Origin of the sequence: Bombella apis, assembly GCF_018221685.1 — a bacterium.
GTDB classification, from domain to species: domain Bacteria; phylum Pseudomonadota; class Alphaproteobacteria; order Acetobacterales; family Acetobacteraceae; genus Bombella; species Bombella apis.
This window is the reverse complement of sequence record NZ_JAGJTM010000001.1, coordinates 233,826-259,821: the sequence shown is the minus strand read 5'-3', so window position 1 is coordinate 259,821 and position 25,996 is coordinate 233,826. Positions and strand designations below refer to the sequence as shown.

Here is a 25,996-nt window from a genome sequence, read left to right as displayed (position 1 = left end):
CTGATGGCAGCCCTGAAGAGAAGCGGCTCGCTTTCATTAAAAAACTGACATAGAATGAATGGACAGAACATTTTGTGGGCAGGGCCATGTTGCAGAATTTCACTTCCCCCGTGCCTGTGGCAGGGCATACCGTCTCCTCATGACACAACAGGCTGTTCCCTCCCCCACCAAAGACAGCACCCCGCCTTCATGGTCCATTGACGATACGGCCAACGGGCTGTCCCTGACCATCCGGGGGGACTGGAAGGCCCTGCAGGATGATGTGGTGCAGTTCCCGGCAACTGCTCTCACCTCCTCCCACCCAGGGAGCGGGAAGACATTGTCCATCAACCCGGACGGACTGGGCAGCTGGGATTCCTGCTTCATCATGTTCCTGTGGACCGTCAAGCAGGCCGCCTGCCAGGCCTCCCTGACATTTGATGATCACGCCCTGCCGTCTTCCGCCCAGCGCCTTCTGGCTCTTCTGCCAGAAAAAGTGGAACAACCCGCCCCCCACCAGCAGGACCGGGAAAGCTTCTTTGCCCGTGTTGGCGGAAAGACGCTGGACATCCTGCATGAGACAGCCACATCCAGCGCCCTGCTTCTGGAAGTCATGCGGGGAGCTGTCGGGACGTTGCGTGGCAAAAACTCCATGCGTCTCAAGGACCTGCTTGTGGATGTCTGGAATGCTGGCCCCTCGGCACTGCTCATCGTCAGCATTGTCAATTTTCTGATCGGGGCCATCCTGGCCTTCGTGGGGCTGCTGGAATTACGCAAATTCGCAGCTGAAATCTATGTGACCAATCTGGTGGGCATTGCCTCCGCCCGTGAAATCTCCGCCATCATGACAGCCATCATCATGGCCGGACGTACGGGCGGAGCCTATGCAGCCCGCATCTCCACCATGCAGGGCAATGAAGAGATTGACGCTCTTCAGGTGACTGGCATCTCCGTGGCGGGCTATATCCTGCTCCCCTCCATTCTCTCGCTGATCCTCATGATGCCGCTGCTGTATCTCTATGGCACGCTGGTCTCGATTTTCGGCGGTTTTGTCGTCTCCATGACCATGATGGACATTTCTCCCACCGGATACTGGCTCTCCACCTTCAACGGCGTGGAACTGAGCCAGTTTGCCTTCGGGTTCATCAAGGCACTCTTTTTTGCTGGCTTCATCGCTCTGGCTGCCTGCCGGATCGGCCTGAAAGCCGGCCGCAGTGCTGCGGATGTCGGCATTGCCGCCACACGGGCTGTCGTCATCGGGATTGTCGGGGTTATCGCTCTGGATGCCGTTTTTGCCGTCCTCGCCAACGCCGCTGGAATCTGATGATGTCTGATAGAGAAACTCTCATTTCCGTCCGTGATCTGCAACTCTCTTTCGGGCCCAAGATCATCCAGCAGAATGTGTCATTCGACCTGAAAAAAGGCTCCATCTTTGCTGTCATGGGGGGCTCCGGCTGCGGCAAAAGCACCCTGCTGAGAAGCATGATCGGCCTTCTGCGCCCCACGGCAGGGCACATCATGGTGGGTGGGGAGAATTACTGGGAGCAGGATGACGCCCACCGCACGGCCATCAACCGCCGTTATGGCGTTCTCTTCCAGAGTGGTGCGCTGTGGAGCTCCATGACCGTGGGCGAGAATGTCGCCCTGCCGCTGGAGATGTTCACGGACCTCAAGCCTGATGCCATAGACCATCTCGTCCGCCTGAAACTGGGGCTGGTGGGGATGGAGCATGCCATCGATCTCTTCCCCTACGAGATTTCCGGCGGCATGAAAAAACGGGCTGGACTGGCCCGGGCCATTGCGCTGGAGCCGGACATCCTCTTTTTTGACGAACCCTCCGCCGGGCTGGACCCGATCACCTCCGCCCGGCTGGATGACCTCATCCTCACCCTGCGTGACGGACTTGGGGCTACGATCGTCATTGTCAGCCACGAACTGCCCAGCCTTTTCACCATTGCTGATGATGGCATCTTTCTGGATGCTGTCACGCACAGGCCCATTGCCAGTGGCTCACCCCGTGCCCTGCATGACAGCTGTACCCTCCCGGAGGTGACGGCCTTCATGCACCGCTCTGCTTCCATCCCTTCCCAGACAGAACAGAAGGCCGAACAGCATGTCTGAAACCACCAACAGAAAAACCCAGATCGGCATCTTTGTCGTCCTTGGGGGCGTGCTGCTACTGTTCATCATCATGACATTCGGGCATCTCCGCCTCTTCTCCAAAACACGGGACGTTGCCGTGGTGTTCCAGAACTCCATTGCTGGCCTGTCTGTCGGGGCCCCGGTCAATTTCCGTGGTGTGAAGGTCGGATCCGTCCAGAGCATCACCCTGCATTTCGACCCACAGGACCACAAAGCCTATATCCCGGTCATCATTACTCTGGAGACCGGGCAGATGCATGTTGTCCAGGACGATGCGGGGGGCAAGCAGGTCAATTTCCAGACAATGATTGACAATGGCCTGCGCGCCGGGCTGAACCTGCAGAGCCTCGTGACGGGACAATCCAACATCGAACTGGACTTCGACAAATCCGTTCCCGCCACGCTGCATCCCCGCATCACAAAACTGCCGGAGATTCCTGTCCGGCTCTCCACCATGGAGAAGCTGAAAAACACACTGGAGCAGATTCCCATCAAGGATATCAGCCAGCATGCTGATTCCGCCCTGCTATCCGTCACGGAGCTGAGCGAGGGCCTGCGCCAGGACCTGCCCGGCCTCATTGCCAGCCTGAAGAGAACATCCGACCAGTCGCAGGAAACCATGCAGGTTGCCACTGCCACCATCAGGGACCTGCATACCCAGCTGGATGGGTCACTGGCAAAACTGGACCGACTGTTTGATACAGGTACCAACCAGCTTGAAATGCGTGGCAAGGATATCCACAGGACACTCCTCTCCGCCACAGCCACGCTGGAGGCCCTGCAGGACATTCTCTCCGCCCGTTCCGTGGACCGAGCCAATCTGGATGCTGCGCTGCGGGATATTGCCGCAACGGCTTCCTCTCTCCGTGGGTTCGCCAACGATGTGGAACGCAATCCGCAACTTCTGCTTATGGGACGCCACCCATGATGTTTCCATCACGCCGTACTGTTCTTGCCCTTCTGGGAAGCTGCACCCTGCTTGCAGGCTGTGCATCTCCCCAGCTGCACATCTATACGCTCGGCATTCCTGTCCATACCGATACGAAATCCCTCCAGGTGTCTCCGCAAACAACCATCGTGCAGATCAGCCGGATCATCATGCCGGACTATCTGGACAGCCAGGAGATCATCACCCGTCAGGGGGAGGAAATCCGCCGCAGCCCCAACTCCCGCTGGGCATCCCGCCTGTCCCTTGGCATTACGGACCTGATCACCAACGAAGTGGCTGCCTTCCAGCATGACATCCTGGTGACGGACCAGCCCCTGGCCCAGGCAGCCGACATGCAGATCATGGTTGCCATTTCCGAATTCGATGTGGATGTGAGCGGTCATGCCATACTGAACGCCCATTGGGCCATTGTTCCGCATGATCGCCACAAACCGATGGTCCGCAACATTGCGCATCTCGCTGCCAACGGGCCTGTCAGGACAGATGCCGATACGGCCGCACTGATGCGGAAACTCGTAATACAGCTGGCGGAGCATATCTCCAGATCCATCCCAGCAACACCGTAAAGCAAGACGGCCCCCGGGACTGAAACAGTGAACCAGTCCCAGCCCTCTTCCCCGATGCCATCCCAAACTGTTTTTCAGGAAAATCGTGGTGGAGCTAAGGGGAGTCGAACCCCTGGCCTCCTCATTGCGAACGAGGCGCTCTCCCAACTGAGCTATAGCCCCACAATCTGCCGTTCAAGACACCATGCACGCCATGAACTGTCAAGTCGTGACTGCCCAGCAATTGGTCTCGCCAGCCATGCAGAAGATTGTTACATGTGTGGGTCTGCATCTCCTCACGCCATCAGGAAGGATATCCGCCTGTGCATGCTGCCATCATCTATCTCCAGGTCATCAATCTCCTCATGGTGGTGCTGGATGTTTATACATGGATCATCCTTGCCTACTGCCTTGCCTCCATGGCCATCGGTTTTGGCGTCATAAACCCTCAGACCAACCGCTTCGTGAGTAGCCTTCTTGAGATACTGGCAAGGCTTGTGGAGCCCGTTCTGCAACCCATCCGCAATATTCTACCAGACACAGGCATGATGGACTTCTCCCCCCTCATCCTGCTCCTGGCCATTCAGTATGGCATTCCCTTCATCCTGAAGAGCATTTTCAGAATCTTCTTCCTCCCACAGGGCTGAAACGAAAAAAACCCCCGCCTGAAAATCAGGTGGGGGTTTTTCCTGTCCGATGAAGAGCTGATCAGAACACGGCAAACACAGCGGCTTCCGGTGAGATGGACCGGGACGTATTGTGCCCGGCCACCGGCAGGATCACACCGACAATCCCACCAACACTCGACGTCCAGTTATATTCAATCCCAGGCCCGACATTGAAGGCACCGGACCAACCCGTCCGAGAGTTGATGTATTTCTTTGAATAAACATTGTACCCATTGACCGAACTGGATGTAGCCCAGGTATGGTACAGGTCCAGCGCAAACACCCACTTCTTGGTGATACCCAGCTCGACTGAACCACCCTCATTCCCATAGGGACCGGCATGACCACGCCCGGTGAAACCTTTCTCTGTCCCATAACTGGTGATGTTGCGCAGTTTCGTACTGGCCACCGGATGGCGGACCTGCGCCCAAAGACGCACACGCATTGCATGGTCAAAAAACGGCAGGGCAAACTGGCTGTGCACACCATAGCGAAGTGCCCAGACACCCTGGCCAACCCCCTCTGACGCATTGGAAAGGTTCTTGTAATCACCTGTCGGGGTATTCACACCAAAATAAAGCGTGATGGACGGCGTATAATGCGGTGTCAGACGGTACTGGAACTCCACCGGCAGATCATTAAACTTCAGGCCGGAATGTTTGGTATGATTCCCCCAGCTATAGCTGTATGTCGGCAGCAGATAGATGGACAGATGGTCCGTAATACCATATTTCGCCAGCGAAAACTGGGAAATGGAATGCTGCCCCCCGGCTCCCTTCCGGGTATTGAGATGCCCGTTGGAATCAAACGCACCGGCAGGCAGGCCAGCCGCTACATAAGGCTCCACAGCAATCATGCCCGGGACAGGCAGAGCTGGTGAGGGAGAATAGAGGGACCCCGTATACCACTGCTCCGGCAATGGCTTGGAGGCTGGTTTCTCCGCAATGGACACGACCGGCTTCTGGGCAGCAGCCTCATGGGAGGAAGCCGCAACAGTCGTCCCCGCAGCTGCGCTGGCTGGCTGGGTGGCTTTGCCCGTTTTCTGGGCCGAACTGTCACCTGCTCCGTTACCGTTACTGGCCGCCACAGCCGTCTCCGCAGCATGCACATCTGCACAGGCACCGAAAGTACCTGCAAAAAGACTGGACAGAAGGGCTGCGTAACGCACGGACGTCTTCATCACGATAAACCATCATCCCATTGTTGTGATGAGAAAACATTACGACAGCAAAAAGATAGTTTGCAATAGAGAAATGAAAACTTATTTATATCTGAAACATATTCCATTTGTTTTATCTATCCGGGACAGCCCCGGGGAAAACCAGACCAATGGTCTGTTTCCAGATAGTCATCAGGACGCTGTCCCTCCAACTGTCAGGCCACTCACCTTCAGCATGGGCTGCCCCACACCAACAGGCACACCCTGCCCGGCCTTGCCACATGTCCCTATGCCCGGGTCCAGCTCCATGGCGGGGCCGATCATGCTGATCTGCTCCATCACCGCTGCTCCACTGCCAATCAGCGTCGCCCCACGCACTGGTGCCGTAACCCGGCCATCTTCAATCAGATAGGCTTCCGAAGCAGCAAACACGAATTTGCCAGAGGTGATATCAACCTGCCCGCCACCAAAATTGCGGGCATACAGGCCCTTCTTCGTGGAGCGGATCATTTCCTCCTCCGAGGCCTGTCCCCCCGCCATGATGGTATTGGTCATGCGCGGCATCGGCGCATGGGCATAGGACTGACGGCGGCCATTCCCTGTTGGCGTTACTGATGTCAGGCGGGCATTCAGCCGGTCCTGCATGTATCCCTGCAATATCCCGTCTTCAATCAGCACGGTCCGGCTGGTGGGAGTTCCCTCATCATCCATGTTCAGGGAGCCACGCCGCTCCGGCAAGGTGCCGTCATCCAGAACAGTCACCCCCGGGGCAGCAATACGCTGGCCCACGCACCCGGAAAAAACAGACGTACCCTTGCGGTTGAAATCACCCTCAAGCCCGTGCCCGACAGCCTCATGCAACAGAATCCCGGGCCAGCCGGCCCCCAGCACAACCGGCATGTCCCCTGCCGGAGCCGCCACGGCCTCCAGCGTCACCAGGGCCTGCCGCAGGGCCTCTTGTGTCATGGCCTGCCAGCAGGACGGCTCCATAAGGCGGGACAGAGCATACCGCCCTCCCTGTCCAGCACGGCCACTCTCCCGCCGTCCGCCCTGCTCCACCACCACGGAAACATCGAGCCGGACCAGCGGACGGACATCCACCAGCGGCCCTGCATGCCCCTCCTGAAGAAACGCAGGACGCATGATCCGCACGACCTGCCACTGCGTGTTGAGGGTCACATTCACCTGCACGACACGGTGGTCCAACCCTCGCCCATAGGCCTCAATCTCTCCCAGCAACGCCGCACGCTGTGAGAAATCCCCCCCCTCAAGCGGATGTGCTGCACCATAAAGAAAGGCCCGTCCATCTGCCGCCGCAGCCTCCTGCAGGCGGGAAGGGGCCCGCTGGTCCGGTCGGAGAGCCATGCGCTCTACACTGCCCAGCCCCTCGGCGGCACGCCGCAACGCCCCCATCCCCAGAAGATCCGAGTGGGCAAAGATGGTCTGGCTGCCCGTGACACCCCGCAGGCCAAACCCTGAAGAGCGGTTGAAACCAGCCGTCCGCAGCAGGCCATTTTCCAGCCCCAGCGTCTCTTCTTCCCGGTATTCCAGAAACAGCTCCCCGTCATCCATGCCAGCAAGACTGCTGGCAAGCTGACGGTTCACGTCATCAGGTGTCCATGGCAGGGTCTCATGAAAAAAAAGGGCGTCGGATATTTTTACAGGGGAAGGCGCAGACATGACCACCAGATGGATTTTCCATACGGCACAGATGCCGGGGATTATAAAAAACTGAGGCAGCACTGTCTCATAAAATGAAGTTTATGAGCAAGCACTCGACAGATGACCAATTGTCCCCTAATCGTTTTGGTATCAGTCCAAAAATTGCGAGGCACGCAGCCATGGCGAAAAAAGCAGTTTCCTCTCCTTCCGCACAACGCCCTTCCCCTCAGAAAGCCGCCATCCAGCGCGTTTTTGAGCTGATCGAAGAGCACGGCATCGAGTTCGTTGATCTCCGCTTCACCGACACGAAGGGCAAATGGCAGCACACCACGCAGACGGTCCGCACCATTGAAGAGGACACCTTCACGGAAGGCTTCATGTTTGACGGCTCCTCCATCCAGGGGTGGAAGGCCATCAACGAGTCCGACATGGTCCTGCTGCCGGACCCGGAAACAGCCGTGGTCGACCCCTTCTCCGCCCGCCCGCAGCTCATCCTGATCTGCGACATCATCGACCCCAGAACGGGCGGCTATTACAATCGTGACCCCCGTGCGACAGCCAAACAGGCCGAAGCCTACCTGAAGAAGAGTGGCCTGGGTGATACGGCGTTCTTCGGCCCGGAAGCCGAGTTCTTCATTTTCGACAGTGTCCGCTTCGGCACGGGTGAGAATTACGGCACCTACCACCTCGACAGCATCGAAGGGCCGGAAGCTGCCCTGAAGGACTACCCGGAAGGCAACATGGGCCATCGCCCGGCCCGCAAGGGTGGGTATTTCCCTGTTCCGCCGGTGGACAGCGAACATGACCTGCGCGCCGAGATGCTGGCTACCATGGGCGAGATGGGTCTGCCGATCGAGAAGCATCACCATGAAGTGGCCCGCAGCCAGCACGAGCTGGGCACGGCCTTCGCCACACTGGTGAAGTCAGCCGACTTCATGCAGATCTACAAATACTGCGTGCACAATGTCGCCCATTCCTACGGCAAGACGGCCACCTTCATGCCGAAGCCCATCTATGGCGACAACGGCACCGGCATGCATGTGCATCAGTCCGTCTGGAAGGACGGCAAGCCGCTCTTTGCTGGCAAGCGCTATGCTGACCTTTCCGATGAGGCCCTGTATTACATTGGCGGGATCATCAAACACGCCAAGGCACTGAATGCCTTCACCAATCCCTCCACCAACTCCTACAAGCGGCTGATTCCGGGGTTTGAAGCCCCTGTGCTGCTGGCTTATTCCTCCGCCAACCGCTCTGCATCCTGTCGTATCCCCTACGCTACAAGCCCGAAGGCAAAGCGTGTCGAGGTCCGCTTCCCCGACCCGACAGCCAACCCCTACCTTGCCTTCAGTGCCATGCTGATGGCTGGTCTGGACGGCATCCGCAACAAGATCCACCCGGGCGAAGCCATGGACAAGGACCTGTACGAGCTGCCGCAGGAAGAGCTGAACATGATTCCGACTGTCTGCGGCTCCCTGCGTGAAGCTCTGGAGGCCCTGAAGACCGATCATGCCTTCCTTCTGGAAGGTGATGTCTTCACCAAGGACCAGATCGAAAGCTACATCACGCTGAAGATGCAGGACGTATACCGCTTTGAGCACACACCGCATCCGGTTGAGTTTGAGATGTACTACTCCGTCTGAGCTACCCCGTTCTTCCTGCTCCTAGCCGGGGCAGGAAGGGCTGGCCAGCGCACCATCGGAACAGACCGTCTGCCTTTCCATGAGGGGCAGGCGGTTTTTTTTCATGATGGCCGCCCCATGAAAAAAGGGCCTGCCCCCTGAGGGAGCAGGCCCTTGCCTCATGCTGCTGGCAATGCCGGATCAGGCATTTTTCTTGGAAATGCCATTTTCGGCTACATCCCACAGCCAGGCAGCCCCACGCACACCAGAGCTGTCACCATGACGGTTCTGCACGATTGGTGTCGTGCAAGGCGATGTAATTACATAACGGGGCAGCAGCTTGGGCACACGCTCGTAGATGCTGGGAAGATTGGACACGCCACCACCCAGCACGATCACATCAGGATCGAGGAAATTGACAGCCTGCGCACAGGCCCGGGCGAAACGGTCCATGTAGAGGTCCAGCGCACGGATGGCGGCTTCATCCCCATTACGGGCCGCCTCTTCAATTCCGTTCGGGGAGCGGTTGCCTTCACCCTTCCATTCCGCAGCCAGTGCCGGGCCACAGAGATAGCGCTCCTGACAGCCCTCATTGCCACAGAAACACTTCCGCATGGGCATGTCTTCCGGCTTTGCCCACGGCAGAGGGATATGACCCCATTCACCGGCGATGTGATGATGACCGGAGAGCACCCGAGCATTGGCCACGATGCCACCGCCCATGCCTGTCCCGATGATCACGCCCAAAACGACGGAATAACCGGCACCAGCGCCATCAGCAGCTTCGGACAAAGCGAAGCAGTTGGCATCATTTTCAACACGCACGGGACGGCCAAGACTCTCCTCCACATCACGCTTGAAGGCATTGTTGTTCAGCCATGTAGCGTTGGAGTTGCGGACCAGGCCTGTCTCGGGGGACAGGGACCCGGGGATGCCGATGCCCAGAGTGGATGTCAGCTGAGTCCCCGTGATGCGATGGGCAGGCACACAGCCGATCTGGTCCTCAGCCTTCAGCACCAGGTCCCGGATGGCCTCGATGGCCTTGTCATAAACCCCGGGGTTGGGAATACGCTCGCGCAGCACTTCCTTGCCACTGCGGTCCAGAGCAAGAATTTCGATTTTCGTGCCGCCAAAATCAATTCCAAGACGATAATCAGCCATGTGATGATTCTCCCTTAATCCAGCTTACGATGCGGGATGCAGAGGCTGCTGTCGGATGACCTCCAGCTCGGCTCCATGCTCCTTGATGAAACCGGCCAGAGCGCCAAAATGCTTGCTGGCAAGGTGGGTTTCGAACCCGTCCTTGCTGGCCCAGATCTCGCTGACCATGAAACGCCCCTTCTTCTCAGCATCACGGGAAATTTCGTAACGCTGGCAGGCTTCTTCCTTCAGCGAATGACCAGCACAGACCTGCACGGCTTTCTCAAGCTGGGCGGCTTTCTCTTCAGCAATGGTGACCAGTGCCAGAATATGGATGCTCTCGCTCATTTCGACTCTCCCTGAGTTGCCCCGCCCAGCTGCCGATGGAACCACGCTGAGCAAAAAAAATGGCCGGAGGCAACACACATTCCTGTCAGTCCTCTCCCACTGTGGGAGAAGGCGGACAAGGCCTGCCTCAAGCCCTGCATGAATGCGAGCCTCACCAAAAAACAGGGCCGTGTAAAGCCCTGTTCACAAACTTTCACTCAGGTGTCTTCTGCTCAGCGGGCCGTCTGCGGGACGAAGGGCAAAGCCGTGACAGAAACCTTGTGGAGCTGCCCGTCCGCATCGGCGGCGTAAAGCACCGTACCCTCTGCTGCATGGGATGGTGTGACATACGCCATGGCAATCATGGCCCGCAGGGTCGGACTGAAACAGCCAGACGTAATGCGCCCGACCCGGTCTGTCCTTCCTTCATCCGAGAAGAGTTCCACACCGCCACCCAGCAGCACGTCCCCTTCCGGACGCAGACCAACGCGCTGGCGGTATACGCCATGTTCCATCTGCCCTTCGATCGTCCCGGCACCAGGGTACCCCCCCGCCCGTGCTCCGCCGGCCCGGCGACAGGCAGCTATGCTGCTGACCAGAGCGGCCTCCACCGGAGATGTGGTTTTGTCGATGTCCGCCCCATACAGACACAGCCCGGCTTCCATCCGCAGGCTGTTCCGTGTCTCCAGCCCGGCCGGAGCCACATCGGGATCGTCCAGCAGACGGCGGGCAAAGGCTTCAGCCTGACTGGCCTCCAGAGAAAGATCGAACCCTTCCATACCCGTATAACCGAAACGGGATACAATGAGGCTGCCACCCTCCCACTGCATGGCCAGACTGTCCCGATACCGCATCCCCATGATGGTCGTCTGGTCCAGCACACGGGCCAGAACCTCGGCCGACAGAGGGCCCTGAAGGGACAGCATGGCCCGGTCAAATTCCCGGATCAGCCTGCAATCATTGCCAATGGCATTTTCGAGATAATCAGCATTGTCTTCCCTGTTCTGGCCATTGAGTGTCAGGATGAACTCTTCTTCCTGACGGGAAATGGCCAGATCATCCCGGATACCGCCCTGATCAGTCGTCAACAGGCCATAACGGACCCGGTTCTTCTCAAGCCCCATGATGTCCAGAGGCATCAGAGCTTCGAGCGCCTCAGCAACAACAGCGGCATTATCCTCTTTTGCACGGATACGGACCTGCCCCAGAAAGGAGATGTCAAACAGCCCCGCCTGCTTGCGGGTATGAAGATGCTCCACCTCCATGCCGAGAGGGTAATGCTCGGGCAGGGCATAGCCTGCATAGCATCCCATCGTGGCCTTCAGCTCTTCATGCAGCGCCTGAAGGGGGCTGGACTTCAATGTTTCATCCGTCATTCTGTTTTATCCTGTAAATACAGGGGAAGTTCACCACTCTGCCTGCTTCATCCCCGTCTGACAATCCGGGCCCGGGCAAGGCTTCACCACGTTCCCCACCTGGGGGAGCTGGTCATTCCCCCGCCTTCAGGCTGGCCAGTACATCCGACTTCATGCTCACGCTCTGTGCCTGTGTCGGGAAAGAGCCTTCCTCAACCTGCCGGACATAATGGGACAAGGCTCCAACCATCTGCTCTCCGATTTCAGCAAACCGATGGGCATGACGAGGGGATTTGCCTTCGAAAAGACCCAGCACGTCATGCCAGACCTGGACCTGCCCATCACAACCCGGCCCGGCTCCGATCCCGATGGTCGGAATGGTCAGGGTTCTGGAAACCAGCTCGGCCAGCTCGGCGGGAATGACCTCCAGCACAATACCGAAAGCTCCGGCCTCCTCCAGCGCACGGGCATCGTCCAGAAGTTTACGGGCGGCCTCGACCTGCTTTGCCTGCGCCCGCAGGCCGATCTGATGCTGGGACTGCGGTGTCAGACCCAGATGCCCCATGACGGGCACACCCATTTCCGTCAGCCGACGCACGACCGGGGCAATCTCCCGGCCGCCTTCCAGCTTCAGGGCCTGTCCACCACCCTCCTGCATCACACGGCGGGCCGCATCCACGGCATCCTGCTCGGTAGCATAGGAAAGGAAGGGCAGGTCGACCACAATAAGGGCTTTATGGCTGCCCTGGCGGACCATCCGTGCATGATAGATCATGTCCTCCACACGCACGGGCAGGGTCGTATCCCGCCCCTGCATGACCATGCCCAGAGAATCCCCCACCAGAATGACCGGCACGCCCGCCTGCTCGGCAATCAGGGCCGAAGCGTAATCATAGACCGTGAGCATGGCGATCCGCCGACCCTCATCCTTCATGGTCTGGAAGTCTGCGATTGTAGTCCGGCGCATGGTGGGGATCCTTCTCTATGGCCTCATGAACGAGGGAGGTTCTGGGCGATATAGGGGGGCAGGCTGAAAGAGGCAACATGCACCTCTGGCGTCCAGTACTGGCAGCCTTCCGCAATGCCCTGTGCACGACGGGCCAGCTCGACCACGTCCGGACGGTGCGGCGGAGCCCCCTTCTTGGCTATGCCCAGTGTCATGAACCCACCAACATAGGTTGGCACGGCAGCCAGATAGGCCGTGACATGCGGGAAGAATTTCGCACGACGGGCCGTTGTCTCCCGCAGCTCATCTGCCTGCTGGAACGGCACGCCACACTGATTGACGATGATCCCTTCATCCGAAAGGATGCGGGCGCAGTTCTCATAGAAATCATCTGTGAAAAGCACATCACCCACGCCGATCGGGTCCGTGCTGTCCACGATGATGACATCAAAGGCTGCATCACCAGATTTCTTGACGTAATCGATCCCGTCCCCAACGATGACCTCAGCCCTCGGGTCATTCCACGCATCCTTGCCAAACATCGGCAGGTGTTGCTTGGAGAGTTCGATCACGTCACCATCAATTTCCACCATGACGGCTTTCTCGACCGTCCTGTGCTGGAGAACACGACGCAGCACACCACCATCACCGGCCCCGATGATGAGAACACGTTTTGGGTTCGGATGCATGAAGAGCGGCACATGAGCCAGCATCTCCTGATAGATGAACTCATCCCGCTCCGTGATCTGCACGATACCGTCCAGCACCAGCACACGGCCATGGCTGCTGCTCTCGAAAATGCGGATGTCCTGAAACGGGGACTTCCTGTAGGCCAGTTCTTTCACAACCCTGAAACGCTGGCCCCAATCGGGATAGAGGGCCTCGTTGAACCAGGCCCCGGAAGACGTGCCAGATGTCATGGCGGCATCCTTTCTTCAATCAACGACGCCTGCCGCCCTCCATCACGGGGAGGCCGGCACAGACGCCGCTCCTTACCCCTGCTCCCCCTCCAGCATGGACGCTGGCCAGCGAACAGGAACACTCCATGGAATCCATTGGAAATTGAGGGAAAAACCCCTTGGCCTTTCCCTATCCGGCTTACCGGCCCGTATGCCGTGTCGAGCTGACACGTCCACGCCTGAAAGCATCAATCTCCACACGTCCTGCCTGAAACAGCTCCTGCATGACAGGGACGGACATGTTGGGATCGCACACACCGCACATGAAAATGTCGACAGCGGCGAAATGACGCTCGGGCCATGTATGGATGGAAATATGGCTTTCGGCCAGTACCAGCACACCAGATACACCGCCATTGGGTGTGAAATGGTGGAAATGACCATGCAGAATGGTCGCCCCGGCTGCCTCGGCAGCACGCCTCAGAGTGGCGTCGATCTGATCGGGGTCATCCAGATTTCTGGCATTCCAGAAATCGATGAGGAGATGGTTCCCTGCGTAGGTGATCCCATCACGCTTGATGAAAAAGTCCTTACAATCAGCGATTGTATCGATTGCCTCAGTATTCTGGATATCTCTCGGAAGGTCCGATTCCATCCCCAGTCGAGCAAGTGCGTCCATAACGTACCCCTGAACCAGCAGATTGCCGCATCCTCCCCCAATGAAGGAGCGGAAGGGTTGACCTCTAGGGGAATATAACCCTCAACGCAACTCTATTCTTTCTTTCTGAACAGAAAATGCCCAAATGAAGCCACAATAAAAAATGGGGAGGAAAATCCTCCCCATTCGTAAAGACCGGTCATCGAACCTCAGTTGCGGGTCTTGTCAACCAGCTTGTTCTTGGCGATCCACGGCATCATCTCACGCAGTTTTGCGCCAACCTGCTCAATCTGATGCTGTTCATCACGGGCACGGGACGCCTTGAAGCCCACATTACCGGACTGGTTCTCCAGAATGAAGTTGCGCACGAAGGTTCCATTCTGGATGTCCTTCAGCACCTCACGCATGGCCTCCTTGGCGGCCGGGGTCACAACGCGCGGCCCGCTGACATACTCACCATACTCCGCCGTATTGGAGATGGAGTAGTTGACGTTGGAAATGCCGCCCTCATACAGCAGGTCCACGATCAGCTTCATCTCATGCAGACACTCGAAATAGGCCATCTCCGGTGCGTAGCCTGCTTCCACCAGTGTCTCAAACCCGGCCTTGATCAGCTCGATCGTACCACCACACAGCACAGCCTGCTCACCAAACAGGTCTGTTTCCACTTCCTCACGGAAGCTGGTCTCAATCACGCCAGCACGGCCGCCGCCAACAGCGGAAGCGTAAGCCAGAGCTACATCCTTGGCCTGGCCGGAAGCATCCTGATGCACGGCCACCAGGCAGGGCACACCACCGCCACGCTGGTATTCAGAACGCACAGTGTGGCCAGGGCCCTTCGGAGCGATCAGGAACACGTCCATCTCGGGGCTCGGCTCGATCAGACGGAAATGGATGGCCAGACCATGAGCAAACACCAGAGCCGTGCCGGGCTTCAGGTTCGGGGCCAGCTGTTCCTTGTACAGGGCGGCCTGGCCTTCATCCGGTGTCAGGATCATCACGACATCAGCCCAGGCTGCGGCTTCGGCCGGGGTAACGACACGGAAACCCGCTGCCTCCGCCTTGGCCTTTGCCTTGGATTCCGGGCGCAGCGCCACAACGATATCCTTCACACCGCTGTCACGCAGGTTGTTGGCATGGGCATGACCCTGGCTGCCATACCCGATGATGGCGACCTTCTTTTCACAGATCAGATTGATGTCTGCATCACGATCATAATAAACACGCATGACTTTTTCCTTCCTCACAACGGGTGCAGGCCCCTCAATCATCCTGCCCCAGATGGGGAGACACTCCCCGGACATGAAACACTCCATCCAGCCTTCCCGCCCCGGAACAGGAGCAGGATGACCGGCAAAACTTCATTCAGACGAGGCGTTTGCCTTCTTCTGTCAGCTCGGCCCCACCGAAAACACGCCCCGGCCCCAGAAGCATCTGGTCATGGCTGGCCCCGGACGGGATCATCGGGAAGCAGCATTCTTCCTGCTCCACATGCACATCCACCAGCACCGGTCCCTCATGGGTCAGCATGGTCTCGATGGCCTCATCCAGCCCGCCCAGCGTCTCGACCCGCAGACCACGGATGCCGAACGATTCCGCCAGCTTCACGAAATCCGGCAGGGCTGCACTGTAGGACTGGGAATAACGGGAATCATGCACCAGCTCCTGCCACTGCCGCACCATGCCCATATACTGGTTGTTCAGGATGAAGATCTTCACCGGCAAGCGGTACTGGGCAATGGTTCCCAGCTCCTGAATATTCATCAGGGTGGATGCCTCGCCGGCAATATCAATCACCAGCCCGTCAGGGTGGGCGATCTGTGCCCCCACGGCAGCAGGCAGACCGTAACCCATCGTGCCCAGACCACCGGATGTCAGCCAGTGATTGGGCTCATCAAACCCGAAATGCTGGGCGGCCCACATCTGATGCTGCCCCACCTCGGTGGAAACGAAGCAGTCCCGCCCGCTGGCCTTCACCTGCTCATACAGGCGGCTGATGGCATATTGCGGCTTGATGGTGGCCGTGGCGGCCCCGTCCTGCTCGAACCCGAAACCGTCAACAGCCCGCCACTGGTCGATCTCCTGCCACCAGCCGGACAGGTCCGGGGCTGCACTGTCTCCCCAGCCTTCCAGAAGAGCGTGCAGCGTGGCCTTCAGGTCCCCCTTCAGAGCCACATCAACCTTGATGATCTTGCCGAATTCCCGGGGATCAATGTCCGCCTGTATCTTGAAGGAATGGGGAGAGAACCCGTCAACACGGCCCGTCACCCGGTCATCAAACCGGGCACCCAGGGCGACCAGCACGTCGCAGTCATGGGCCGCCATGTTGGCTTCCACGGCACCATGCATGCCCAGCATCCCCAGAAAATGATCACTGGAAGACGGATAGGCACCCAACCCCATCAGGGTGGATGTCACGGGGAAACCGGTCTTCTCTGCCAGCTGGCGCAGCAGCTTTGCCGCCTCCGGCCCGGCATTGATGACACCACCACCAACATAAAGCAGAGGCTTGCGGGCCTTCTTCATGGCCTCGACGGCCTGGCTGACCGCCTGAGCATCCAGAGCCGGAGTCGCCTTTTCCTCTGCTGCTTCCACCGGACGGGACGGCAGGGGAGCCTCGGACACCGTGATGTTCTTGGGCAGATCCACAAGAACCGGACCGGGACGGCCGGAACGGGCCAGAGCAAAAGCCTCCCGGATTGTTGGGGCCAGAGCCTCGGCCTCCCGCACCTGAACACTCTTCTTGGTCGCAGGCCGGGTGATGCCCACCATGTCCGCTTCCTGAAACGCATCCTTGCCGATCAGCGGCACGGGCACCTGTCCGGCCAGACAGACCAGCGGGATGGAATCCATCTTCGCATCCATCAGGCCGGTCACGGCATTGGTCGCACCAGGGCCGGATGTCACCAGCACCACACCGACCTTGCCGGTGGAACGGGCATAGGCCTCGGCCGCATGGGTTGCCGCCTGCTCGTGCCGGACCAGAATGTGCCGGATCTTCTTCTGTTTGAAGAGAGCATCGTAAATGGGAAGGACCGCACCGCCGGGATAACCGAAAATGACATCCACGCCTTCTTCTTCAAGAACACGCAGAATGACTTCAGCACCTGTTGCCATCATGGGAGCTGTCTCGCTGGCAGGCATGGCGTCTGTCCTTTCGCCGTTTAACGCAACGCTTCTGCTCTATCGTTCCGGAGCGGGTCCGTCAATTCTGGATGATATAAAATATTCAATTTCGCGCATTTTTTTACTCGAAAAGAACTCTCTTCCACTGGTTCTTTGAAATATTATTTCGCCATCTCCCTCCCGACTCAGCCTATGGTGCCGAAACCATGTAGCCTGCCGACGGGTATAGCGGCCAATGGCACGGGTAGCAGCCAGCCGGGCGTCCTCCAGGCTGCACTGCCCCTCCAGCACCTGTCCCAGCTCCGGCACACCATGGGCACGCATGGCGGGCAGGCTGGCGGGCAGATTCTGCTCCCGCAAGGCCGCCACCTCATCCAGCGCACCAGCGGCCACCATGTCATCAAAACGCCGGACAATGGAAGCCCGCAGCTCGTCCCGGGGGGGATCAAGCTGAAGTGAGATGAAACGGCAGGGTGCCGCTGGCAGTGCCCTATCCTCCTGCCATGAGGCCAGCCCTCGCCCGGTTCCTGCCAGAACCTCCCAGGCCCGGCTGATACGCTGGGAATCCTGTGGATGAAGACGGGAGGCCGTCTGCGGATCAGCCTGCATCAACTTTTCGTGCAGGGCCTCCGGGCCAATCGCCTCCAGCAGGGTCCGGGCCTCCTGCCGGGCTGCTTCTCCGGGGTCGGGGACCTCCACGAGGCCATCCGTCAGGGCACGGAGATACATGCCCGTGCCACCACAGAGGATGGGCAGCCGCCCGGCGCTACGGCAGGCGGCGATTTCTGCCAGAGCCTGCTCCCGCCACCAGGCCACACTGCCGGGTGTGGCTGCGGGCAATACCCCATAAAGACGATGGGGAATGGCTGCTTCCTCCTCTTCCCCGGGGCGGGCAGTGAGGATGCGCAGCTCCCTGTAAACCTGCATGGAATCTGCATTGATGACCGTACCACAATACAGGTCTGCCAAATGAAAGGCCAAAGCTGACTTGCCCGAACAGGTCGGTCCCGCCACAATGAGGGCGTTTTCAGAAGAGTTCATACACCTATCCTGCCATATCTTCTGATCTTTTAGCGAGAGATGTCATGTCCCTTCCCTGTGTTCTGACTCTTGTTGCCAATCGCCGCCATGGGACCCTTCCCAAAGAGGCGATCGACATTGCCCGCAATCTTGTCAAAGGTGAGCCGCCGGTCGTTCTGTCCGAAGGCGAGGCCGTTGACATTTTCTGCCCGACACCCGGGCCCGGCGATGCCACGCCTGCAACAATCCGTGCCGCCCTGGCTCCCTACAAGGTTGATGCCATTCTCACCAAGACCCGTGGCCGCCGCAAAGCCGTGCTGGTGTCCGACATGGACAGCACCATCTTCGATGGCGAAACGCTGGATGATCTGGCCAAGGCAACCGGCACGGGCGACTATGTAGCCGAAATCACCAAGCGTGCCATGAATGGCGAGATGGAGTTTGATGAATCCCTCCGCAAGCGCACCATCGGCCTGAAGGGCCATCCTGAATCCCTGCTGAAGGATGTTCTGGAACATCTGCCTTTCACTGATGGTATCAGGGAGCTGGTGCAGACCATGAAGGCCAATGGCGCACGCACGGCCCTCATCTCCGGTGGGTTCGACTGGTTCACCGAGCGGGCTGCCAGGAAGCTCGGCTTTGATGAACATTACGGCAACCAGCTTGAGATCAGGGACGGCATCATCACCGGCCAGCTGATCGGCAAAATCCTCGGCCCGGATGCCAAGAAAGAACATCTGGAGACCATCTGTGCCGAGCGGGGCGTCAAGCTCTCTGCCAGCCTGACAACAGGTGATGGTGCCAACGACATCCCCATGCTCAAGGCAGCAGGTCTTGGCATTGCCTATCACGCCAAGCCGAATGTCCGGCAGGTGATTGAACAGCAGGTCAACTTTACCGGGATGCGGACGCACCTCTTTGCGCAGGGCTACACGGCTGCCGATATCGTGACCGACTGACATATCCTCCCATTGTCCCCGTGTCTTCGGCCTCGGGCCAATGACACAGGCATGGCCTGCCGCCCTCAAAAGCGGCGGGCTTTTTTTGTCCCCTGTTTTTTGGCCCGGATATGCCCACCAAGACGCTCCAGCGTTTCTTTCAACCCGGCATCCTCGATACCATTTACGGGAACTGGCGCCGCATCCTTCCATTTCTTCTGGGGCCTGTGGGACGGCTTACGCTGGACAGGCCGATCCTGTAACAGCTTGATCTGTTTCAGCGCTTCATCTCCATAAAGACCACAGGCTGTATTGATGTTGGCCAGAAGACGGGGCGCTGCGTACTGCATCTCCACCGCTGCCGGACCACAGCAGCGTATGGTCAACACGCCGGGCCGCAGGCGGCAGGGTTCGCTCACCTCCGCCAGCGCTGGACCGACCAGCGTCTCCCACTCCATGAGCAGACGCACGAACAGCGGTGATTTCTTGTGGAAAATGGGTTTTGTCAGGGAGGGCAGCAGGGCCCCGATCATCCGGCCCTTGCCTCGGCGGTAATCGCTCCAGCCCTTGCCATCCGCTTTCCAGTCCTGCCCCGATGCTGATGAACGGGCAGTTTTTTTCATTCCTGTTTCATCTGCCATCCGACCCATCCCAATATGCTGCGTACGGACTCTCCATACCATCATCACGGGAGCAGACGGAAACGTTTCAGCAAGGCCAGCCCTTGCCCCGATGCTGTTTCTTCGTCATAGACACCGGCGTGACACCTGATGCTTCCCTCCTTCTCCATTGGTATGACCATCATCGCCGTACCCTGCCCTGGCGTGCCGCACCCGGCCAGCAGGCAGACCCGTACCATGTCTGGCTGAGCGAGATCATGCTCCAGCAGACAGTCGTGCAGACGGTCATTCCCTATTACCAGCGGTTTCTGGCCCGCTTTCCGACAGTTGATGCTCTGGCGGAAGCGCCGCAGGAAGAGGTGCTCCAGCTCTGGGCCGGGCTGGGCTATTACGCACGGGCACGAAATCTTCATGCCTGTGCTCAGGCCGTTCATAAGCTGAGAGCCTTTCCCCGTACGGTCGAAGGATTGCAGACACTCCCCGGAATCGGGGCCTATACATCCCGGGCCATTGCCGCCATTGCCTTCAATATTCCGACCGTTCCGGTTGATGGCAATGTGGAGCGCATCACGGCCCGCCTCAATGCCGTGGAAGACCCGCTACCCGCTGCCCGCCCCCTGCTGGCCCGTCTTGCCAGCCATCTGAATGACGATCCGGCAGCACAAGCCCGCCCTTCCGATTTTGCTCAGGCCCTGTTCGACCTTGGGGCGAGCCTCTGCTCGCCCCGCTCACCCTCCTGTCTGACGTGCCCATGGCGGGACGGTTGCCTCGCCCGAGCCCGCAACATGGCTGAAGCTCTCCCTGCCCGACAGAAGAAGAAAGCCCGCCCGACCCGTCATGCCATTCTTTTCCGTGTCATCGATCCGGAAGGCCGTGTCCTGCTCCGCTCACGACCGCCGGAAGGCCTGCTGGGAGGAACGGACGACCTTCCCGGCACACCATGGTCCGAAAGCCAAAGCACGCCTTCGCCTGCCCGGCTGGCCGAAACGGCCTTTACCCGCTACGCCCCCTTGCAGGCACAGTGGGAAGATTGTGGAGAGGTCAAACACATCTTCAGCCATTTTACGCTGCTTGTCCGCATCTATGGCTGCACGATACCAGCACAGAGCAATTATCCGATTCCTCCGAAGCATGGCCGGTTCCGCTTCCTGAAGGAGGCGGTTCTCTCCAGCGTGATGAAGAAATGCCTGCTGGTTGGCGACCGGCACAGGCCTGTCCCGGGCTGATCATGTTTCACATGAAACACTGAAAACAGACATGGGGGCCGCAACCCGGCCCCCATGTCCGTCTCTTCTGTGCGTGAATAAAGGCTTTCGGAAAAACTCAGGACAGCTTCCTGACCAGTCCGGCCACATGCCTGCCAAGGAAACGGGCCCCCTCCAGGTCTGTCTCGCTCGGCTGGCGGGAACCGTCACCATTGGCGATGGTTGTGGCCCCATAAGGAGCGCCACCTACGATCTCGTCACTACGCATCTGCCCCTGGAAACTGTAGGGCAGACCGCTGATGACCATGCCATGATGCAGCAGGTTGGACATCAGGGAATAGAGTGTCGTTTCCTGCCCACCATGCTGGGTTGCCGTGGAGGTGAAGACAGCCCCCACCTTGCCGATCAGCTCCCCTTTGGCCCAGAGACCACCGGTCTGATCCCAGAAATTGGCCATCTGTGCCGGCAGACGCCCGAAACGGGTCGGAGCCCCGATGATGATACCATCATACTCGACCAGCTCAGCCGGCGTTGCAACAGGTGCGTCCTGTTCCAGCTTGAAGTGATTCGCTCTGGCAGCCTCCTCCGGCACCAGCTCTGGCACACGCTTCACAACGGCCTCTACGCCCGTTGCACGTACACCTTCGGCAATGCTGTGGGCCATGGTCTCCACGTGACCGTAAGATGAATAATAAAGCACGAGCACTTTTGACATGACGATACATCCTTGATCTGTCGGTCTTTCCCGCTACCGGGAACACTGAAACCTTCACAAGAGGTAACGCCACCTTTCCAGACTGGATATAGAAAATCGGGAAAGGATGCTTTTCGGATTTCATCAGTCCGCTTTCAGTCGGACAGCCGCCATGGCGGTGTGCTGAACTGGCGGATGAGATGCTCCATGAGCAGGCTCACCCTCTGAGGCCGCAGCTTTGTGGCGGATGTGACGAGATAAAGGGCAATGTCGTCCGCCTTCCAGCCCGGCATCATTTCCTGCAACCGGCCCTCCTGCATGGCTTCACTCACCATGAAATCCGGCATCAGTCCGAAGCCAAGCCCGGCCTCCAGCGCTGGCAGGAATCCTTCCGCATTGTCGGACTGGAGTCGTGCCGTCTGGGACAATGTATGGACTGCCCCTGTCGCTTTTTCCATCAGCCGGATGGCCCCGCATGATGACCCGTTGACATAGACAAAGCTCTTCCTCCCCTCCAGTTCCCGCGGATGGGTAGGCTCACCCTGCTGGGCCAGATAATCCGGGGAGGCCACAAGCAGGCGTCGTACCGTACATACCCTGCGGGCCCTGAGCGCCGAATCCTCCAGAGCCGCAATGCGGATCGCCACATCATAACCTTCTGAAACGAGGTCCACGAAACTGTCCGTAAACGTGATGGCAATATCAATCTCCGGGTAGGCCCTCAGGAAAGATGGCAGAGCTGCGGAAACATACCGAAGCCCGAAGGTAGTTGGAGCCGTCATCCGGATCAGACCGGAAGGACGGATACGGCCACCCCGCACCTCATTCTCTGCCGCTTCCGCCTCCATGAACATGCGATTGGCCCGCTCCAGCGCAAGCTGCCCTGTCTGTGTAAGGGACATATGCCGGGAATTGCGGCTGAACAGGGCGACACCAAGAGACTGCTCCAACCGACTGATCGCTTTTGAGACAGTGGGGGGTGAAAGATGAAGTTCCCTGGCAGCCTGCGAGAAAGACCCATGCTCGGCCACCCTGGCAAAAATGGCCCACGCCTCGAAATCCGGCAATTTCATAATTCCGTCCCCTCCTGCCAGCCTCTGGCTGCTGACAGGTCATGATGCAAAATATGGAAAGAATGTCTTTCTTTCATGCCTGTGTGATCCGCTCTCTTCACGCCTTACATGGTGGGTGAGCTGAACCAGCAAGGAATGACACCATGATTGATATTCGCCCCTTTGACCAGCTCGGCCATGCCTCACATGGGTGGCTGGATGCCCGGCACCATTTCTCTTTCGCCCATTATCTGGATCATGACCGCATGGGCTGGGGGCGCCTGCGTGTCTGGAATGATGATACCATCGCCCCCGGCACCGGGTTTGACACCCATCCCCACCGGGACATGGAGATCATCACCTATGTCCGCCAGGGCGCCATCACGCACCGGGACAGTCTCGGCAACACGGGGCGGACCGAGGCTGGAGATGTGCAGGTCATGTCCGCTGGAACGGGCATTTTCCACAGCGAATACAACAATGAACCCATCCCCACACAGATATTCCAGATATGGATCATCCCGACAGACAAAGGGCACGGACCATCCTGGGCGACACGGCGTTTCCCCAAAGGAGAGCAGACAGGCCAGTTCACCGTTCTGGCGTCTGGTCATGCCGATGACAAAGATGCCCTGCCCATCCATACTGATGCCCGTGTTCTGGGGCTTTCCCTCCAGAAAGGACAGCAGGCCAGTTACGCCTTCATACCTGGCCGACTGGGTTATCTTGTTCCTGCAAAAGGCACCCTGCTGCTGAATGGGCAGACCATCACGGCACGCAGTGGGGCGGCCATTGCAGGGGAAGACACCATCACGCTTGAAGCGCTGGAAGATTCGGAAATAATTCTGGTAGATACGACATCATGATCTGACAGCTCCCTGCCCGGAAAGAAGGATGTTCCATCTGGCATGTTTCCCGTGAAACATATAAGCCTGTAGGGAATCCGGGCAGGGAGCCACATTGCATGAACACTGATCACACGGACCAGACCACCTCTCCGCCCCTGTGGCTGCTGGATGCAACAGGGCAGATGCTGGGCCATGATACCCTCAATGACAGGATCATCCGGCAGCTTTTTGATACCCGGGCCGTGCCAGGATTGAGCCTCCATCTACAGTCCCCCCTGACACGGCGCAATTATGCTTCCTCCCCCATCCGGGCCCGTTTCAGGAAACAGGCGTCCCTGCCCTTTCCCCTGCCGGAAATTGACGTTTTCTCCACATTGCAGGACAGCATCGCCCTGCGTTGCGTAGATGGCAACCAGGGTTGGATCAGCATTGGCACCGATCTCCATGAGATTCATTTCGATGCACCGAAAATGACCCCACTGGGGTATTTCCTGCCTCTGACAGGTGAGGCCCTGCTCGGACTTGCCATGCTCTTTGACCGGGGCCTGGCCAGCGTCCGGACAGCTGATGGCACGATGATCGGCCCGGCCTCCTTCCTTTCGGAAAAACCTCACGGGCTGGCACTCGGCCCCATCACGACATGTCTGGCTGACCATCTGGAGACGCTCATCCAGCTTGGCAGGCTTCCGCCGGGGCAGGAACTCTCCCATTCCTTCGGGCAGGACCATCTCACCTTCCGCCGGGCAGACTGATCCGACATGAAAAAAGGCTCTCCGGCATGATATCCGGAGAGCCTTTTAACTGTTCCCCTTCCGGTCATACCGGAAGAGGAAGCGAAAAGCGGTTTCAGCCCTTCAGTGCCTTGCGGACACCTTCAGCATAGGCCGGGTCAACCTTTTCGAAGAGACCCAGCTGACGCTCGACGATGTTCTGCGGCACGCCAGCCATGGCACCGGCAATGTTGTTGTACAGGCGCTGTTTCTGGGCATCATCGAAGAGATGATACAGAGCACGCGGCTGTGCAAAGTCATCACCATCGCTACGGTGATCGTAGTAGGTGGCGTCCCCGCTCACGCGCAGCGGCGGCTCCATCGCAGCCTTGTCTTCAACCGGACCACCGAAGGAGTTCGGCTCGTAGAAGTCGCCATCGCCACGCTTCGGCTCATCAAAGCGCATGGCACCATCAAGATGATAGTTCTTCACCTTGAACTTCGGACGGTTGATCGGCAGGGACTCGTAATGTGTGCCGACACGGTAGCGATGAGCATCCGCATAGGCGAAGATACGGCCCTGAAGCATCTTGTCCGGAGAGAAACCGATGCCCGGCACGATGTTGGACGGGGAGAAGGAAGCCTGCTCAACCTCGGAGAAATAATCATCCGGGTTGCGGTTCAGCTCCAGCTCACCGACTTCGATCAGCGGATAGTCCTTGTGGGACCAGACCTTGGTCACGTCAAACGGGTTGAAGTTGATGCGCTCGGCCTCTTCCTCTTCCATCACCTGGATGTAGAACGTCCATTTGGGGAAGTTCCCCTTCTCGATGTTCTCGTACAGGTCTTCCTGGGTGGACTCACGGGTCTTGGCCACGACCTCAGCAGCTTCCTCGGTCGTATAGAACTCATGGCCCTGCTGGGTCTTGAAGTGGAACTTCACCCAGAAGCGCTCACCCTTGGCATTCCACAGTGAATAGGTGTGGCTGCCATACCCGTTCATGTTGCGGATGCCCTTGGGGATGCCACGATCGGACATCAGGATCGTCACCTGATGCAGGCTCTCCGGGCTGAGGGACCAGAAGTCCCAGGCTGCCGTTGCGGAACGCAGGTTTGTGCGGGGATGACGCTTCTGCGTATGGATGAAGTCCGGGAACTTGATGGGATCACGGATGAAGAAGACCGGGGTGTTGTTGCCCACCAGGTCCCAGTTGCCGTCATCCGTGTAGAACTTCAGGGCCCAGCCACGCACGTCACGCTCGGCATCAGCAGCACCACGCTCACCGGCCACGGTGGATGCACGCAGGAACATGTCCGTCTTCTTGCCGACCTCGGAGAAGATGGATGCGCAGCTGTACTTCGTGATGTCCTTGGTGATGGTCAGCGTTCCATGAGCACCAACGCCCTTGGCGTGCACGGTACGCTCTGGGATGCGCTCACGGTTCTGATGAGCGAGCTTCTCTATCAGCTGATAGTTTTCCAGCAGAAGCGGTCCGCGAGGACCGGCAGACTTGCTGTCCTGGTTGCTGACCCAAGGGGCACCAGCGGTCGTGCGAATGATATTCTTATCAGACATTCAAGGACTCCTACCTTTTATCTGACCATGGAAAATAGGTAACATCCGGAGGAAAAGGAAAATGATTGATCCTGTTTCACTAATAAACAGTCCTGATCCAGTCCGATATCAACCCTCGATTAGGGAAAGTAGGCAGGTTTTCGGACAGTGTCCATCCCC

The 25,996-nt window shown here is 58.5% G+C and carries 25 protein-coding genes and 1 tRNA gene; 10 read left to right on the top strand and 16 right to left on the bottom strand.

The window, feature by feature from the left end:
• Positions 1-139 precede the first annotated feature (139 nt).
• From J8Z04_RS01160 to J8Z04_RS01145, 4 genes are read left to right on the top strand one after another with little or no spacing between them, the layout of a single operon-like run.
• Positions 140-1,303, top strand: coding sequence for an MlaE family ABC transporter permease (locus tag J8Z04_RS01160; RefSeq protein WP_081562456.1), 1,164 nt, complete (start codon positions 140-142; stop codon positions 1,301-1,303).
• Between the two features lie 2 nt (positions 1,304-1,305).
• The gene (locus tag J8Z04_RS01155; protein ID WP_373364560.1) at positions 1,306-2,100 is read left to right on the top strand and encodes an ABC transporter ATP-binding protein; all 795 of its coding nucleotides are present in this window, start codon (positions 1,306-1,308) and stop codon (positions 2,098-2,100) included.
• Complete coding sequence (locus J8Z04_RS01150) at positions 2,093-3,049, top strand: MlaD family protein (RefSeq protein WP_043559217.1); 957 nt, start codon at positions 2,093-2,095, stop codon at positions 3,047-3,049. The genes J8Z04_RS01155 and J8Z04_RS01150 overlap by 8 nt, the downstream gene beginning before the upstream one ends.
• The gene (locus J8Z04_RS01145) at positions 3,046-3,636 is read left to right on the top strand and encodes a PqiC family protein (RefSeq protein WP_043559212.1); all 591 of its coding nucleotides are present in this window, start codon (positions 3,046-3,048) and stop codon (positions 3,634-3,636) included. Before J8Z04_RS01150 ends, J8Z04_RS01145 begins: the two co-directional genes overlap by 4 nt.
• Positions 3,637-3,722: 86 nt before the next feature.
• Here the strand turns inward: J8Z04_RS01145 and J8Z04_RS01140 are convergent.
• Positions 3,723-3,798 (bottom strand) — tRNA-Ala (locus tag J8Z04_RS01140).
• Positions 3,799-3,938: 140 nt separating this feature from the next.
• On the opposite strand from J8Z04_RS01140, the gene J8Z04_RS01135 reads away from it, so the two are divergent.
• Positions 3,939-4,262, top strand: coding sequence for a YggT family protein (locus J8Z04_RS01135; RefSeq protein WP_227431471.1), 324 nt, complete (start codon positions 3,939-3,941; stop codon positions 4,260-4,262).
• Between the two features lie 61 nt (positions 4,263-4,323).
• On the opposite strand, the gene J8Z04_RS01130 is transcribed toward J8Z04_RS01135, so the two are convergent.
• Both J8Z04_RS01130 and J8Z04_RS01125 read right to left on the bottom strand, forming a co-directional pair.
• A complete protein-coding gene (locus tag J8Z04_RS01130) occupies positions 4,324-5,463 on the bottom strand; it encodes a ribosomal eL19 family protein (protein ID WP_373364559.1) in 1,140 nt (379 codons plus the stop codon).
• 171 nt (positions 5,464-5,634) lie between these two features.
• Entirely contained in the window at positions 5,635-7,122 is a 1,488-nt protein-coding gene (locus J8Z04_RS01125) for a metallopeptidase TldD-related protein (protein WP_192848662.1), read from the bottom strand.
• Between the two features lie 161 nt (positions 7,123-7,283).
• Between J8Z04_RS01125 and glnA the strand changes: the two genes are divergently transcribed.
• The gene (gene glnA / locus J8Z04_RS01120; protein ID WP_043559209.1) at positions 7,284-8,744 is read left to right on the top strand and encodes a type I glutamate--ammonia ligase; all 1,461 of its coding nucleotides are present in this window, start codon (positions 7,284-7,286) and stop codon (positions 8,742-8,744) included.
• A 180-nt stretch (positions 8,745-8,924) separates the two neighbouring features.
• On the opposite strand, the gene J8Z04_RS01115 is transcribed toward glnA, so the two are convergent.
• From J8Z04_RS01115 to miaA, 9 genes are all read right to left on the bottom strand, one after another.
• A complete protein-coding gene (locus tag J8Z04_RS01115) occupies positions 8,925-9,884 on the bottom strand; it encodes an ROK family protein (RefSeq protein WP_052348982.1) in 960 nt (319 codons plus the stop codon).
• A gap of 24 nt (positions 9,885-9,908) precedes the next feature.
• Positions 9,909-10,211 (bottom strand): putative quinol monooxygenase, encoded by a 303-nt coding sequence (locus tag J8Z04_RS01110; protein WP_043559206.1) that lies wholly within the window; start codon positions 10,209-10,211, stop codon positions 9,909-9,911.
• A gap of 212 nt (positions 10,212-10,423) precedes the next feature.
• On the bottom strand, positions 10,424-11,566 hold the full coding sequence (locus tag J8Z04_RS01105) for a glycine cleavage T C-terminal barrel domain-containing protein (protein ID WP_043559203.1): 1,143 nt from the start codon (positions 11,564-11,566) through the stop codon (positions 10,424-10,426).
• 112 nt (positions 11,567-11,678) lie between these two features.
• Positions 11,679-12,512, bottom strand: coding sequence for a 3-methyl-2-oxobutanoate hydroxymethyltransferase (gene panB / locus J8Z04_RS01100; protein ID WP_043559201.1), 834 nt, complete (start codon positions 12,510-12,512; stop codon positions 11,679-11,681).
• Between the two features lie 23 nt (positions 12,513-12,535).
• On the bottom strand, positions 12,536-13,411 hold the full coding sequence (gene speE, locus J8Z04_RS01095) for a polyamine aminopropyltransferase (protein WP_192848663.1): 876 nt from the start codon (positions 13,409-13,411) through the stop codon (positions 12,536-12,538).
• Between the two features lie 178 nt (positions 13,412-13,589).
• On the bottom strand, positions 13,590-14,069 hold the full coding sequence (speD, locus tag J8Z04_RS01090; RefSeq protein WP_043559194.1) for an adenosylmethionine decarboxylase: 480 nt from the start codon (positions 14,067-14,069) through the stop codon (positions 13,590-13,592).
• Positions 14,070-14,257: 188 nt separating this feature from the next.
• Positions 14,258-15,277: a ketol-acid reductoisomerase gene (gene ilvC / locus J8Z04_RS01085; RefSeq protein WP_043559191.1), complete on the bottom strand. Its 1,020-nt coding sequence runs from the start codon at positions 15,275-15,277 to the stop codon at positions 14,258-14,260.
• A 136-nt stretch (positions 15,278-15,413) separates the two neighbouring features.
• Complete coding sequence (gene ilvB / locus J8Z04_RS01080) at positions 15,414-17,192, bottom strand: biosynthetic-type acetolactate synthase large subunit (RefSeq protein ID WP_192848664.1); 1,779 nt, start codon at positions 17,190-17,192, stop codon at positions 15,414-15,416.
• 39 nt (positions 17,193-17,231) lie between these two features.
• A complete protein-coding gene (gene miaA / locus J8Z04_RS01075) occupies positions 17,232-18,215 on the bottom strand; it encodes a tRNA (adenosine(37)-N6)-dimethylallyltransferase MiaA (RefSeq protein ID WP_081562452.1) in 984 nt (327 codons plus the stop codon).
• Between the two features lie 44 nt (positions 18,216-18,259).
• On the opposite strand from miaA, the gene serB reads away from it, so the two are divergent.
• Positions 18,260-19,153, top strand: coding sequence for a phosphoserine phosphatase SerB (gene serB / locus J8Z04_RS01070; protein WP_043559182.1), 894 nt, complete (start codon positions 18,260-18,262; stop codon positions 19,151-19,153).
• Between the two features lie 65 nt (positions 19,154-19,218).
• Here serB and J8Z04_RS01065 read toward each other — a convergent pair whose 3' ends face one another.
• Complete coding sequence (locus tag J8Z04_RS01065) at positions 19,219-19,755, bottom strand: DciA family protein (RefSeq protein ID WP_192848665.1); 537 nt, start codon at positions 19,753-19,755, stop codon at positions 19,219-19,221.
• A 137-nt stretch (positions 19,756-19,892) separates the two neighbouring features.
• On the opposite strand from J8Z04_RS01065, the gene J8Z04_RS01060 reads away from it, so the two are divergent.
• Complete coding sequence (locus J8Z04_RS01060) at positions 19,893-20,978, top strand: A/G-specific adenine glycosylase (protein ID WP_192848666.1); 1,086 nt, start codon at positions 19,893-19,895, stop codon at positions 20,976-20,978.
• A 97-nt stretch (positions 20,979-21,075) separates the two neighbouring features.
• Here J8Z04_RS01060 and wrbA read toward each other — a convergent pair whose 3' ends face one another.
• A complete protein-coding gene (gene wrbA / locus J8Z04_RS01055; protein WP_192848667.1) occupies positions 21,076-21,672 on the bottom strand; it encodes an NAD(P)H:quinone oxidoreductase in 597 nt (198 codons plus the stop codon).
• A 134-nt stretch (positions 21,673-21,806) separates the two neighbouring features.
• Positions 21,807-22,724, bottom strand: coding sequence for a LysR family transcriptional regulator (locus J8Z04_RS01050; protein ID WP_192848668.1), 918 nt, complete (start codon positions 22,722-22,724; stop codon positions 21,807-21,809).
• Positions 22,725-22,867: 143 nt separating this feature from the next.
• Here J8Z04_RS01050 and J8Z04_RS01045 point away from each other — a divergent pair, with 143 nt between their 5' ends.
• Both J8Z04_RS01045 and J8Z04_RS01040 read left to right on the top strand, forming a co-directional pair.
• Positions 22,868-23,569 carry a pirin family protein gene (locus J8Z04_RS01045; RefSeq protein ID WP_192848669.1) on the top strand — a complete coding sequence of 234 codons (702 nt, stop codon included), beginning with the start codon at positions 22,868-22,870 and terminating at the stop codon, positions 23,567-23,569.
• 98 nt (positions 23,570-23,667) lie between these two features.
• Positions 23,668-24,303, top strand: a complete 636-nt coding sequence (locus J8Z04_RS01040) for a hypothetical protein (protein ID WP_043559167.1) — start codon at positions 23,668-23,670, stop codon at positions 24,301-24,303.
• A gap of 94 nt (positions 24,304-24,397) precedes the next feature.
• Here J8Z04_RS01040 and J8Z04_RS01035 read toward each other — a convergent pair whose 3' ends face one another.
• Positions 24,398-25,837 carry a catalase gene (locus J8Z04_RS01035; RefSeq protein WP_192848670.1) on the bottom strand — a complete coding sequence of 480 codons (1,440 nt, stop codon included), beginning with the start codon at positions 25,835-25,837 and terminating at the stop codon, positions 24,398-24,400.
• Between the last annotated feature and the right edge of the window lie 159 nt (positions 25,838-25,996).